Origin of the sequence: Nitratidesulfovibrio termitidis HI1, from assembly GCF_000504305.1 — a bacterium.
Taxonomy (GTDB): domain Bacteria; phylum Desulfobacterota; class Desulfovibrionia; order Desulfovibrionales; family Desulfovibrionaceae; genus Cupidesulfovibrio; species Cupidesulfovibrio termitidis.
In genome coordinates this window covers 729,565-742,027 of the sequence record NZ_KI632512.1, presented here as the reverse complement: position 1 = coordinate 742,027, position 12,463 = coordinate 729,565, and the positions used below count along the sequence as shown (strand labels likewise).

The window sequence follows — 12,463 nt, the reverse complement described above, 5'->3', positions numbered from 1 at the left end:
ATTGTTGCATCGATGCCGGTTACCGGATAGGAAGTAGGGGGAGTCGGCATGTTGCCCCCGCTTTGGGCGTGGGGCGTGTGCTGGTCAGCGGGGGGCCAACCGCGTCCTGCATACGCAAGGGAGAAGTTGATGCCGCCGGACGATCAGGAAGGCTTGAGGGTTCGCTGCCCTTACTGTCATAAGGTATTCATGATGCGCAAGAAGCTGCCCTCTTCAGAGGCGGCCCGCATTCGGGTAAAGTGCCCGAACTGCGGTGAAGACATTCTGCTGCCCGGCGAAATGTTGGCGCGCGCCTGCAAGGGCGGCGAGAAGAAGTAAGCCCGTGGGAGCCGGACGGCACTGATCCGGCGTGCCGTGTTGCCTGGCGCACCGCCATTCCACGGATTGTGGTGCGCCGCTTGGCATACCCGGCCAGCGCACTTTCGTCCGATATTTCCTGCTCCTGCGGCGTTGGCCGCTTGTAGCGAAGCCCCGGCATCTGCTGATGCCGGGGCTTCGTGCGTTGGAGACTCTGGTTGGTACGCGGCCTAGCGCTTGCGCTTGTGCTTGAAGGCGTCCTTGGCAAGGCGTCCCAGTTCAGCCAGGCGGCGGTCCACCTTGTCGTACAGGGTGCCGGGGGTAAAGGTGGAATCGGCGCGCATGCGCCCGGCGGCCATGCCGGTAAGCAGTTCCATGGCTTCGGTGATGTGTGCAACCGGCCAGATCGAAAAGCGCCCTTCGTTCACGGCGGCTACCACTTCCTGCTTCAGCATCAGGTGGGCTATGTTGTCCTTGGGCAGGATCACGCCCTGTTCGCCGGTCAGCCCGTGGCGGCTGCATACCTCGAAGAACCCTTCCACCTTGCGGGTCACGCCGCCCACGGCCATGATCTGGCCGGACTGACTGACAGCGCCGGTAAACGCCAGCGAAAGCCGGATGGGCACGTCGGCAATGGCCGAAAGCAGCGCCGCCAGTTCCGCACCGGATGCGGAATCGCCCTCGATGCCCGCGTAGCTCTGTTCGAAGCACAGACTGCCGGTCATCACCAGCGGCTTGGTGCGGGCAAACTGGCTGACCAGGTAGCTTTTCAGGATCATCATGGCCTTGGTGTGGATGGGCCCGCCAAGCTCGGCCTCTCGTTCAAGGTCGATGATGCCGCCGTGCCCCACACCCACGGTACAGGATATCTGGTGCGGCAGGCCGAACTCGAAGTCGCCGTACCAGGTCACCGACAGGCCGTTCACCCGGCCCACTTCGCTGCCGCTGGTGCGCACCTTGATCAATTCGCGGTCGTATTCATCCATGTAATGCTGTTCGACCAGGTTGGCGCGGTAGGTGCGCGCCACCATGGCGTCGTGCAGGGTGGTGCGGTCCACCAGCGCGCTGCCCTTCATGGAGGCCAGGGCGGATGCCTCGATCATCAGTTCGCGCAGCACCGGGAACTTCAGCGACAGCTTGCGCTGGTCCTCTATGATGCGCGAGCCGTAGTCCACCAGGCCCGCCATGGCGTCGCGGTCGAAGGGCAGCAGCTTGGCCTCGTCGATGATCCGGGCAATGCGCGCCAGGTACACCTTCACGCCGTCGGCGTTGCGCTCGGCGGCTTCGGTCAGGTGCGCCTTGATCTTGAACAGCTTGGGGAAGCGGTCGTCGTTGACCAGCAGCGTCTCGTACATTTCCTCGGTGCCCACCAGCACCACCTTCAGGTCAAGGCGCAGCGGTTCCGGCTCTATGCCCTTGGTCTTGGTGGATTCCTGACCGTCGCCCGCGTCCTCTATGCGGGCCAGGCCGGAACGCAGGGCGCGCAGCAGGCCTTCCCAGGCGTTGGGGTAGGACAGGATGTCCTCCATGTGCAGCACCAGAAAGCCGCCGTTGGCCTTTTGCAAAGACCCGGCCTTGACCAGGGTGAAGTCCGTCACCAGCGCGCCCATTTCCGATTCGCGCTCGATGCACCCCAGCAGGTTGGACGGGGTGGGGTGATCGTCCACCACGATGGGTGCGCCGTGGGTTTCGCTGTTGTCCACGAACACGTTGATGTCGTAGCGGAACGACGTGTCTTCCGGCGGCGGGCCCAGATCCGGCTGCTGCTGCGGCATGTGGGTGGGCATGTCGCGCTGCACGAAGCCTTCGATGTTGTCCAGGATGTCCTCGCGCATGTCCGCGAAGTAGCGCTTCAATTCGTCGCACGGGCAGGTCTTGGCGAACTTTTCCGCCAGCGGCGTCAGGAACTGGTCCAGCACCTCGCGCACCACTTCCTTTTCCAGGGTGCGCTCGTCCTCCACGAAGTCCTGCTCGGCGCGGGTCAGCTTGCGCATCAGACCGGTCATGGCCTGCAGCAGCCGGTCGCCCTTCAGCTTCAGGCTCTTGCGCAGCGTGGCGTCGAGCTTTTCGTACTCGTCCTCGCTGAGCCGCTTGCCCTCCACGATGGGGTACAGGGTCAGGCTGCCGGAATCGTCCATGTCCAGGTTGAAGCCTTCGCCCCCGGCCACGGTGTCCATTTCCTTGAACAGCTTGCTGCGCTGGGTCTGGAATTTGTCCAGCAGCAGGGTGCGCTTGCGCACGAAGGCGTCATGCTCGAAGCGGCTGGGCGCTTCCTTGCGGGCCTTGGTCAGGGCCTGGGTGAGCGCGGTGCGCAGCTTGCGCCCCTGCCCGGCGGGCAGCGCGATGAGGCGCGGCTTGTCCGGGTCCTCGAAATTGTAGACGTGGACGAGGTCCGGCGGGGTATCCATCTTGCGGGCGCGCGGCGCAAGGTATTCGCGCAGCATGTAGGTGCGGCCAAGATTGGCCTCGCCCGAAAGGTAGACGTTGTAGCCGCCGTCGCGGATGTGCAGGGCCAGTTCCAGCGCCTGCAACACGCGGGGCTGGGGGGTGCGGCGCATGCCGTTGCGCGGCGGGCGCGGAATGGCGTCGCTGGTCTCCCACTGGATGCGGGCAGGGTCGAGCGTGGCGCGAAGACGGGCGGCGGGCAGCGGGGAAACCTTGGTCATGATGCTCCTGCGCGGCAGACAGAGTGAAAAGGCCGGGCCGAGGGTCCGGCGGGTTGCCCGGCTCCGGCGGAAAATCCGGGGCCGCACCGGCGCGAGGGGCCGGGTTTCTTAGCCTAGCGTGTTGCCCCGCGCTTGTCACGCCCCGCAGGGCGGGGCAAGTGCGCAGACCATGGCCCGGGGTGCGGGACAGGCGTCAGGCGCCCGGCGGGCGGCCAATAGGCGAGATCAGACGCCATGTGGTATGGCGATGGTGTGCCGCAGCGATGCGGGACGTGCAACGGGGCGTGATGAGAAGGTGTCGGGAGGGGCGGGTCGGGATGCGTATGCCGCGTGCCGCCTGCCGTCCGGAGCCGCTCGGGGTTTGTCAGCCGGGGCGGGAACGGCTATCATCCACACCATGAGTGCAGCCCAACTCACGGAACCGTACGCCGGGGCCGAACCGGACGGCGCAACGTTGCGCACGGCGGGATATTGCGAACCGGGCCAGAGCCGACCGGACCAGGGCGGACCGGATTGGGGCGGACCGGAGACTGGGGGGCACGGCCCGGAGCCCGAAGAACCGCTGCCCGTGCTGCTGTCCGTGGTGGTGCCGGTGCTGCACGAGGCCCCCCGCATCGCGGCGCTGGTCGGGCATGTGCGCGCATTGGCCGGTGAACTGCCGCCGGGGACGGTGGAACTGGTGGTGGCCGACGGCGCGCCGGAAGGCGACACGCTGGCGGCCCTGAAGACGGCACTGGGCAGGGATGCGTGGCGGGCTGCAACCGGTCTGGTTGCAGCAGACTTGGCCCCGACGAGCCATCTGGTGACCGCTTTGGCCGCCGAAGAATTTTCCGGCACGGGGCTGCCCGTGCGCGCCGTGGCCGCACCGCGTGGCCGCGCCCGGCAGATGAATGCCGGGGCCGCCGTGGCCCGTGGGCAGGTGCTGCTGTTCCTGCACGCGGATACGCGTTTGCCGGACGGGGCCTTTCCCGCCGTGCTGCGGGCGTTGGGTGTTGGGGGAACTGGCGGCGCTGGTGGGGGCGAAGCGCGGTACGCCGACGATGCCGCTTCCTGCGCTGCCGACGGCGTTCCCGGCGCCGGGGCCTTCACCCTGTCCATCGACGCGCCGGGGGCGTGGTTCCGGGTGGTGGAGACGCTGGGCAACCTGCGCAACCGGCTCACCCGCACTCCCTACGGCGACCAGGCCCAGTTCTTCCGGGCCGGGGTGTTCCGTTCCCTGGGCGGTTACCCCGACCTGCCGCTGATGGAAGATGTGGAAATCATGCGCCGCCTGCGCCGTCAGCATCGCCAGCATTGTCGGCATCGCGCTGATCAGCCGCTGGCCCTGCTGGACCTGCGGGCCGTCACGTCGGCCCGGCGCTGGCGCGACGAGGGGGCCGTGCGCTGCACCCTGCGCAACGTCTGTCTTCGGCTGCTGTACGCGCTGGGGGTTCCGGCGCAGATACTGGCGCGTTGGTACCGCGCCCGCAAAGGAGCATCATGAGCGACACCTGCGTACTCTTTTTCGTCAAGTATCCGGAACCGGGCGCGGTGAAGACGCGCCTTGCCTCCGTCATGGGCGCGGAAGCCGCCGCCGCCATGTACCGCCATTTCGTGCAGGACATGCTGGCCGAACTGGTTCAGGTAAAGGCCGACCTGCGTATCTGTTGCGACACGGGCGCCGTGCCCCGCAGTGCGCCGGTCACGCCAGATGAGCAGGTCACGCCAGATGAGCAGGGCGCGCCAGATGCGCAGGCCGCGCTGGCAGCGTACAAGGCCTGGCTGGGGCCGCAGCATGCCTATCTGCCCCAGCGGGGCGACGACCTGGGCGCGCGCATGCGCACGGCCCTTGCCGATGCCTACGCCGCCGGGTACGAGCGGGTGGTGGTGCTGGGCAGCGACATTCCGGACTTTCCGCACGAACTGGCGCAGAAGGCCCTGGATGACCTGGACCTGCATGACGCGGTCATCGGCCCGGCCTTCGATGGGGGGTATTACCTGATAGGCTTTCGGCGCGACCGGTTTCTGCCCGGCGTGTTCGAAGGCGTGGAGTGGAGCGGCACGTCGGTGTATGCCGCCACCATGGAGCGACTGGAGGCCGCCCGGCTGGACGTGGTGCGCCTGCCGGAATGGAACGACGTGGACACCATGTGGGATCTCAACGTGCTGTACCGCACCAACCGCAACAGCTCGTTCCGCAGATCGTCGTCCTACGCCGCCATGCGCGAGCACGATGCGCTGATCCGCCAGTACGACATGGAACTGCCCGTCTGGGCACGGGAAACGGAATCCGCAAAATGAATCCTGTTGCACCCCTGATGCGCGCGGCATTGTGTGGGGCCCTGCTGGCCCTGCTGCCGTGCGCCCCCCTGTGCGTTCCCCAAGTCGTGCTGGCCGCCGATGCTGCGCCTTCTTCCTCGCCATTCGACGGGGATATGTTCGCATCATCCGGTGGCGAAGGTGCAGCAGCGGAAGAGGCGCAGGAAACCGTTGCCGCCACCGAGGCGGAAGAGCCGAAAAAGGCCAAGGCCTTCAGCACGCTGGTCATCTACTTCGAAAACGACCTGTTCGGAGGAACCGACCAGTACTACACCAACGCGGTGCAGGCCCGGTTCGTCTCGCCCGACCTCAAGACCCTTGCCGACGACGAAATGCTGCCCGACATGCTGGACAACCTCATCGAGCGGCTGCCCTTCGCGGGCGACCCCGACGCCCAGTACAACGTCAGCGTGGCCTTCGGGCAGGCCATCTACACGCCGTCCGATACCCAGGTCAGGGAGTACATTCCCGGCGACAGGCCCTACGCGGGCTTTTTGTACGGGGCCATCGGCCTGCACGCCAAGAAGGGCGACCGCATGGACACCCTGCAGTTCACCGGGGGCATTGTGGGGCCATCGGCGCGGGGAGAAACGGCCCAGAACGAAGTGCATGAAATGCGCAACATTCCCACGGCCAAGGGCTGGGACAACCAGTTGCACGACGAGCCGGGCCTGATGCTGACCTGGCAGCGCAACTGGCGGCTGAACCCGTCATCCACCGGGCGCGGCTTCGGCTGGGACGTGCTGCCCCGCGTGGGGGCCACGGCGGGCAACGTGCTGACCCAGGCCAACATGGGGGGTGAGGTGCGCTTTGGCTGGAACCTGCCGGGCGACTTCGAGACCTCGCTGATCCGGCCCGGGGGCGGCATCGAGGCCCCGACAGACGACGCCGACCCGCGCGTGCGCGAGAGCTGGGGCTGGTACCTGTTCGCCGGGGCCGACGGACGGGCCGTGGGCCGCAACATCTTTCTGGACGGCAACACCTTTCGCGACAGCCACGACGTGGAAAAGAAGTACTTCGTGGCCGACCTGTCCGGTGGGCTGGCGGTGATCATCGAAGGGGTGCGTATTACCTATACCCACGTTTACCGTACCGAGGAATTCGTGGGGCAGGAACGCGGGCAGCACTTCGGCTCGCTGACCGTGGGGGTTTCCTTTTAGTCGCAGGCAGGGGATCGCAACGGGGCCACGCCGCAGCATGGCATACAGAGGGGCGTTCCTCAGGGAACGCCCCAAGATTGTTGACAAAGTATGTTTTTGTACGCCTCCGGCGGCCAAGGACGGCAGCCGTCAGGCGAGCTTGCGAGCCTTACGGATGGCGATCGCAACGCGGCTGCCTCCCCTTGGAACCCCCTGTTTTGTGCTTTCATAATGCCCAGGAAACACAAATGAAAGTTTTGGGGGGAGCTTTAGCCGTTATGCGAGCCTTCGAGCATTACGGATAAAGACAGCAAAGCGGGGGTGCGGGGGAGGATATCCTTTTCACGCTTTGCGGACGCCATCCGTACGGCTCGGGACTCGCCTGCGGCTGCCGCAAAAGGGTCCCTCCCCCGCAAGAATTTGGGTTTGTCAGCAGTCTGAGGGGCGTTCCGCAGGGAACGCCCCTTTTCTTTGTTGGCGATCGTTGCCCTGCGTGAATACTGTATGCGAAGTGGTAGTGGGATGTGTGTAGATGTTAATTGTGTTGATATGCTGTTATATTAATGGTGCAATACTGTTATTTTTTTCATTAAAGAGTATTGTATGCAGATATTTAAGTGTTATGCAGCGATGAATATATCTAATAAAAACAGTCGATACTAATGTTCATGTGATGATCTTTTGTTCAGTGCAGTGCGTTCATTTACACATATGTTGCATCGGTGTAGTTGGTCGAACGTTTTTTGATGGTTATGAAGGGCATCTGAAATTATTACTATGTGCTTTTCATGTGTTGTGTTTTGTCAGTCGAAAATATCTTCTCCTCCATTTTTCGCCGTATGGCCCGGCCCGCATCGGGCTGCCGTTTTTGTCACACCATGATTTATAACAGTGATTGCCCGCCTTGGACTGGCTACAATATTATAGACAAAAAAGTAGGCGAGATGGGCAGGTTATTAGGGAAACTCGTCAGAGAGGCACGCCTGGAGCGAACCGTTGGCGGCAAGCCGCTGTCCATCCGCCAATTGGCCGACCGGTTGGGGGTACACCATTCCTACCTCAGCCGCATTGAACGCGGCGACGATGTCTGCCTGAAGCCGGAACGGCTGATGCTGCTTGCCGACCTGCTGGGGGTGGACAGGTATTTCATGCTCGCGGTGGCGGGTATCGTGCCCGAAAAGCTGCGTGAAGCCATTTACGATCACCGCGAGGCGTTCACCATGTTCATTCGTTGTGTCATGCGCGACAAGCCGGACGGGGAGGGCGATGGCGCCTCGGCACTTGCCAGTGCCGGGGCCGGGCATCCGCACTGGAACATTCCCTATGTCGATGGGGCGGACCTGCTGCGCGGCCTGGTGGGCGCCATGTCGGGCGAGGGGTGGATCGTTTCGCGGATGGCCCAGGACCGCATGGCTACACAGCTGTCCACATGCGAACTGCCGTTTTGCGACATCGACCTGCGGAGCGGTGTCGTCACCACAGCCGGGGTGCGCAGCCTGCGGGTGTACCTGGGGCGGTGCGGGACGGAAGATGGCGTTGCCTGTGTCTACCGTTCACGGCGCGTGGTGACAGGCAAGCTGGGCACCATGGTTTCCATGCTGTGCCGCATGCACCATGCCATGGGCGCATGGGTGCGGGTGGTGGACGGCTTCGACATGGTGGCCTTCGACAGCCACGAGCAGGAGCCGTTGCGAAAGGAGGCACGGGCCAGCACCGCGGACCGCTTTCGACACGCCCGCAGGTGCGGCGGCACGACTGGCGTGCCGGACAGCCACGCGCCCTGCATCGTTTTCGAGCGTCTGGCACGGCGGAGTGCGGGGACGCACGAAAACCGCCTGCAGTACGAGCGCATCCTTGGCAAGCTGGCCATGTCGGCCCATGCGTTCTTTCCGTGGGACGAAATGGAGGCGTTTTCGTACATCATCGTGCTATCGCATTGATGTTCATACCTGTCCTTGTGCAGTGCCAATACGTCCTGAACTGGATCGAATCAGGGTCGAATTCGGATCGGAAGCGGATCTTCCGCAGTTCCATCACAATCAGCAAGCCGGGGGTTTCATGAACAATTTCAGTGTCGGTATCAGGCTGATAGCAGGATTCATTTTTGTTTCCCTGCTCACGTTGATCACTGCCGGATCGGGGTATCTGGCCATCGAAAACGCCAGTGAAAGCCTGCGTCGTTCCAACGAGGAAATGCTGCCCGCCGTGGCCCATACCGGAAGCATAGAACTGGCCATGCGCGGCATAGTGGTGGCCCAGCGCACCCTGATGATGGAACGGCTGTCGCGGGCCGACCGTGACCGCCAGCGGGAGGACATCCGCCTCGCGCGCGAGGTGATCGCCAGGTCGCGCGGCGAGATGGACAAGCTGCACCATTCGCCCGCCGTGCAGGAAAAGTGGTCGGCCTTCGTCGCCACGCTGGATTCCGTGCGCGCCACCAACGACGAAATAATGGCCGCCATTCAGGAATGGGAGCGGGACATAGCGGACAAGGCCCGCATGGACCGGGCTGCGGAACTTGTCACCAGCAAGGGCGTGCAGGCCAACCTGCGGCTGGCCGAGGCCGCCGCGGCGGTGCAGGAGGCCGTGCGGGCAGAGGCGCGCGCCGCGCGGAGCCTGAGCGCGGCGGAAGCGCGCACGGCGCACAACACCGCCATCGCCCTGGCCGTGGGAGCGCCGTTGCTGTCACTGCTGCTCGGCGTTCTCATCTTGCGGTCCATCACCCGCCCGCTGGGTGGGGCGGTGTCGTTCGCGCAGTTGGTGGCAGGAGGCAACCTGAACGCGAACCTTGCCGTGCAAGGACGCGACGAGATAGGCAGGCTGGCCGACGCCCTGCGGGTGATGGTGGACACCCTGAAGGCCAAGATCGCCGAGGCCGAGGACAAGAGCGAACAGGCGGCCCGCAAGGAGCAGGAAGCCCTGGCCGCCATGCGCGAGGCGGAAGAGGCCCGCAAGCAGGCGGAAAACGCCAAGCGCGAGGGCATGTTGCAGGCCGCCGCACAGGTGGAGGGCGCGGTGGAGGTGGTGTCGTCCGCATCCGAAGAATTGTCCGCCCAGATCGAACAGGCCGACCGGGGCGCAGAGGAGCAGGCCAGGCGTGTTTCCGAGACGGCCACGGCCATGGAGGAAATGAACGCCAGCGTGCTGGAGGTGGCCCGTAACGCCGGCGACACGGCGGAGGTTTCCGATTCGGCCCGGGCCAAGGCGGCCCACGGCGCCGCGCTGGTGGAGAAGGTGGTGGGCACCATCGATGGCGTGCGGCGGCAGTCGCTGGACCTCAAGGCCGACATGGAAGACCTGGGCCGTCAGGCCGAGTCCATAGGGGCGATCATGAACGTGATCAGCGACATTGCCGACCAGACCAACCTGCTGGCGCTGAACGCAGCCATCGAGGCGGCCCGGGCCGGTGATGCCGGGCGCGGCTTTGCCGTGGTGGCGGACGAGGTGCGCAAGCTGGCCGAAAAGACCATGCAGGCCACCGTGCAGGTGGGCGACGCCATCCGGGGAGTGCAGCAGGGCACCCGCAAGAACATGGAGAACGTGGACCGCTCGGTGCAGGGCATCGAGGAATCCACCCAACTGGTGCGCCAGTCGGGCGAGGCGCTGGACGAGATCGTGCGGTTGGTGGAAACGGCCAGCGACCAGGTGCGCTCCATCGCCACGGCGTCGGAGCAGCAGTCGTCGGCCAGCGAGGAAATCAACCACGCCGTGGAGCAGGTCAGCACCATTTCCGGCGAGACGGCGCAGGCCATGCGTGAATCGGCGCGGGCCGTGTCCGCCCTGGCGGAGCAGGCCCAGGTGCTGAAGCGTCTGGTGGAAGAGATGAAGGCGGCGTAGCCTCGCGCAAGCGCGGAGTGAATGAAAACGGGCCGCCCTTCCGTGCAGGAGGGGCGGCCCGATGTGTTGCAATCGAAAGCCGGATCGCACCGGCGTGCAAGGGCCGGGTGCCGGGACTGAACGGGCTAGTTTGCCGCCGCTCCGCTGCCGTACACCTCGGCCAGGATTTCCCCGGCGCCGTCGGCCACCATCCGGGCAGCAAGGTCCAGACCGATCTGGCGGGCCTGCGCGCCGTCGGGGGCGCTGGCGCCGTTCATGGTACGGCGGATCACCCGCGCGCCGGTCAGGTCGGCCACCAGGCCTTCCAGGGCAAAGGTGTCGCTGCCGGTCATCACGGCGTGCCCGGCGATGGGTACCTGACAACCGCCCTGCAACCCGGCAAGAAAACCGCGTTCGGCTTCCACGCGGATGCGGGTGGGGGTGTGTTCCATGAAGGCCATCAGCTCGTGCAGGTCGGTCCGGTCGCCCCGGAATTCGATGCCCAGCGCGCCCTGGCCCACGGCGGGCAGGAAGGCGGGCGGCCCCAGCACTTCGCTCTTGGGCGCGGAAAGGCCAAGGCGCTTCATGCCAGCGGTGGCCATGATGATGGCGTCGAACTGGCCCTCGGAAAGCTTGCGCAACCGGGTATCCACGTTGCCGCGCAGGGAGACCACGTTCAGGTCCGGGCGCAGGGCCAGCAACTGCGACTGGCGGCGCAGGCTGCTGGTGCCCACGGTGGCCCCGTGGGGCAGGGCGGCCAGCGAATCGTGATGCACGGACAGGAAGGAATCGGACGGTTCCTCGCGTTCGGGAATGATGCCCAGCACCAGCCCCTCCGGCAGTTCCATGGGCACGTCCTTCATGCTGTGCACGGCCAGGTCGGCCCGGCCATCCAGCAGGGCTTCCTCGATTTCCTTCACGAACAGGCCCTTGCCGCCCACCTTGGCCAGCGGCACGTCGAGGATGATGTCCCCCCGGGTCTTCAGGACCAGCAGATCCACCGAAACGCCGGGATGCCGACCTTCGATGCAGGATTTGACGTGTTCGGCCTGCCACAGGGCCAGCTTGCTGCCACGGGTGGCGATAACGAGTTTCTTCATGTAGTTGCGCGCGGTGAGAGGATGATGTCGTAGGCGTGCAGCATTAACCGCAGGTGGAGCAGTTGCCGCCCGAACACCCGGAACAGCCGCCACGGCTGGACTTGGGGAAGGTCACGGTCTGCCCCACGCGCGAGGGCGCGGGCATCTTGAAGCAGGCGCAGGACAGCTGCTTTTCGGTACGGGCGGAACCGCAGGCCGGGCAGGGGGGCAGGTCGTCGCCGAAGACGAGTTCCTCGAACTTCTTGCCGCAGGCGGTGCATTCGTATTCAAAGATGGGCATGATGCGTGTCTCCTCCAAAGGCGGTGCGAAAGGCTGCCCCGCCGCGTCTCGTGACATGGCCCCCATGTTTCGCATGGCGTGTCGCCAGGCGTGCGGGCGTGCGGCGCGGTGCGGAATATGATCCGGCGTGCTGGCGCGGACCGTGAAGGACGCCTATTCCGGCGTTTTGCCTTCCAGGTACGGTTGCAGGGCCAGCACGTTCTCGAACAGGAAATGGTCGGTCAACTGGCACAGCAGGTGGCCCACGGTGATGTGGATTTCCTGCACCAGCGGGGTGCGCCGGTCGCAAACGTCCAGCAGGTAATCGCACAGCGCGGCCATTTCGCCGCCGCCTCTGCCGGTCATGCCTACCGTGACAACGCCTTTTTCGCGCGCGGCCTTCAGGGCCAGCACCACGTTGGGGCTGTTGCCGGACGTGGAAATGCCCACCAGCATGTCGCCGGGCTGGCCCAGCGCCTGCACCTGCTTCTGGAAGACCTGCTCGAAGCCGTAGTCGTTGCCTATGGCGGTAAGTATCGAGCTGTCGGTGGTCAAGGCCAGCGCGGGCAGGGGGGGGCGCTCCATCATGAAGCGGTTGACGAATTCGGCGGCCAGGTGCTGGGCGTCGGCGGCGCTGCCGCCGTTGCCGCAGAACATGATCTTGCGGCCACGGGCCAGGGTGAGGGCCATCTGGAGGGCCAGCTCCACCACGCGGTCGGCGTTCTGCTGGAAATAGCGTTCACGAAGCCTTGCGCCTTCGGCGGCGTGCTCGAGCACGATCTGGCGGGCGTTGTCGGTCATGGAGCGGTGGATACCTCTGCGGCGGCCGTGCGGCCAGCCCGTGGATGTTGCGGAACCACTCGGCAGTATACCAAATGGCCGGGCGTG

The 12,463-nt window shown here is 65.2% G+C and carries 10 protein-coding genes; 6 read left to right on the top strand and 4 right to left on the bottom strand.

From position 1 onward, the window contains the following. The first annotated feature begins 129 nt into the window (after positions 1-129). Positions 130-318 carry a hypothetical protein gene (locus DESTE_RS03245; protein ID WP_035064968.1) on the top strand — a complete coding sequence of 63 codons (189 nt, stop codon included), beginning with the start codon at positions 130-132 and terminating at the stop codon, positions 316-318. 209 nt (positions 319-527) lie between these two features. On the opposite strand, the gene DESTE_RS03240 is transcribed toward DESTE_RS03245, so the two are convergent. After that, positions 528-2,963: a Lon protease family protein gene (locus tag DESTE_RS03240; RefSeq protein ID WP_035064965.1), complete on the bottom strand. Its 2,436-nt coding sequence runs from the start codon at positions 2,961-2,963 to the stop codon at positions 528-530. Positions 2,964-3,360: 397 nt separating this feature from the next. Here DESTE_RS03240 and DESTE_RS03235 point away from each other — a divergent pair, with 397 nt between their 5' ends. The 5 genes from DESTE_RS03235 (at position 3,361) to DESTE_RS03215 (ending at position 10,237) form a co-directional block, all read left to right on the top strand. Beyond that, a complete protein-coding gene (locus tag DESTE_RS03235) occupies positions 3,361-4,446 on the top strand; it encodes a TIGR04283 family arsenosugar biosynthesis glycosyltransferase (RefSeq protein WP_051384275.1) in 1,086 nt (361 codons plus the stop codon). Beyond that, entirely contained in the window at positions 4,443-5,243 is an 801-nt protein-coding gene (locus DESTE_RS03230; RefSeq protein WP_035064962.1) for a TIGR04282 family arsenosugar biosynthesis glycosyltransferase, read from the top strand. Before DESTE_RS03235 ends, DESTE_RS03230 begins: the two co-directional genes overlap by 4 nt. Beyond that, complete coding sequence (locus DESTE_RS03225) at positions 5,240-6,421, top strand: lipid A deacylase LpxR family protein (RefSeq protein ID WP_035064957.1); 1,182 nt, start codon at positions 5,240-5,242, stop codon at positions 6,419-6,421. The genes DESTE_RS03230 and DESTE_RS03225 overlap by 4 nt, the downstream gene beginning before the upstream one ends. Before the next feature lie 923 nt (positions 6,422-7,344). Continuing rightward, positions 7,345-8,340 carry a helix-turn-helix domain-containing protein gene (locus DESTE_RS03220; protein ID WP_198015309.1) on the top strand — a complete coding sequence of 332 codons (996 nt, stop codon included), beginning with the start codon at positions 7,345-7,347 and terminating at the stop codon, positions 8,338-8,340. Between the two features lie 118 nt (positions 8,341-8,458). Next, on the top strand, positions 8,459-10,237 hold the full coding sequence (locus DESTE_RS03215) for a methyl-accepting chemotaxis protein (RefSeq protein ID WP_035064950.1): 1,779 nt from the start codon (positions 8,459-8,461) through the stop codon (positions 10,235-10,237). 125 nt (positions 10,238-10,362) lie between these two features. On the opposite strand, the gene hemC is transcribed toward DESTE_RS03215, so the two are convergent. The 3 genes from hemC to DESTE_RS03200 all read right to left on the bottom strand — a co-directional run bounded on the left by hemC (position 10,363) and on the right by DESTE_RS03200 (position 12,376). Then, entirely contained in the window at positions 10,363-11,316 is a 954-nt protein-coding gene (gene hemC, locus DESTE_RS03210; protein WP_035064947.1) for a hydroxymethylbilane synthase, read from the bottom strand. Positions 11,317-11,359: 43 nt separating this feature from the next. Further along, complete coding sequence (locus DESTE_RS03205; protein ID WP_035064944.1) at positions 11,360-11,596, bottom strand: FmdB family zinc ribbon protein; 237 nt, start codon at positions 11,594-11,596, stop codon at positions 11,360-11,362. A gap of 153 nt (positions 11,597-11,749) precedes the next feature. After that, complete coding sequence (locus DESTE_RS03200; RefSeq protein ID WP_035064942.1) at positions 11,750-12,376, bottom strand: D-sedoheptulose 7-phosphate isomerase; 627 nt, start codon at positions 12,374-12,376, stop codon at positions 11,750-11,752. Positions 12,377-12,463 lie beyond the last annotated feature (87 nt).

Excerpts from the sequence above, each read along its gene's own strand:
- DESTE_RS03245 (WP_035064968.1), top strand. The coding sequence starts at position 130 with ATGCCGCCGGACGATCAGGAAGGCTTGAGGGTTCGCTGCCCTTACTGT.
- DESTE_RS03240 (WP_035064965.1), bottom strand. The coding sequence starts at position 2,963 with ATGACCAAGGTTTCCCCGCTGCCCGCCGCCCGTCTTCGCGCCACGCTC.
- DESTE_RS03235 (WP_051384275.1), top strand. The coding sequence starts at position 3,361 with ATGAGTGCAGCCCAACTCACGGAACCGTACGCCGGGGCCGAACCGGAC.
- DESTE_RS03230 (WP_035064962.1), top strand. The coding sequence starts at position 4,443 with ATGAGCGACACCTGCGTACTCTTTTTCGTCAAGTATCCGGAACCGGGC.
- DESTE_RS03225 (WP_035064957.1), top strand. The coding sequence starts at position 5,240 with ATGAATCCTGTTGCACCCCTGATGCGCGCGGCATTGTGTGGGGCCCTG.
- DESTE_RS03220 (WP_198015309.1), top strand. The coding sequence starts at position 7,345 with ATGGGCAGGTTATTAGGGAAACTCGTCAGAGAGGCACGCCTGGAGCGA.
- DESTE_RS03215 (WP_035064950.1), top strand. The coding sequence starts at position 8,459 with ATGAACAATTTCAGTGTCGGTATCAGGCTGATAGCAGGATTCATTTTT.
- hemC (WP_035064947.1), bottom strand. The coding sequence starts at position 11,316 with ATGAAGAAACTCGTTATCGCCACCCGTGGCAGCAAGCTGGCCCTGTGG.
- DESTE_RS03205 (WP_035064944.1), bottom strand. The coding sequence starts at position 11,596 with ATGCCCATCTTTGAATACGAATGCACCGCCTGCGGCAAGAAGTTCGAG.
- DESTE_RS03200 (WP_035064942.1), bottom strand. The coding sequence starts at position 12,376 with ATGACCGACAACGCCCGCCAGATCGTGCTCGAGCACGCCGCCGAAGGC.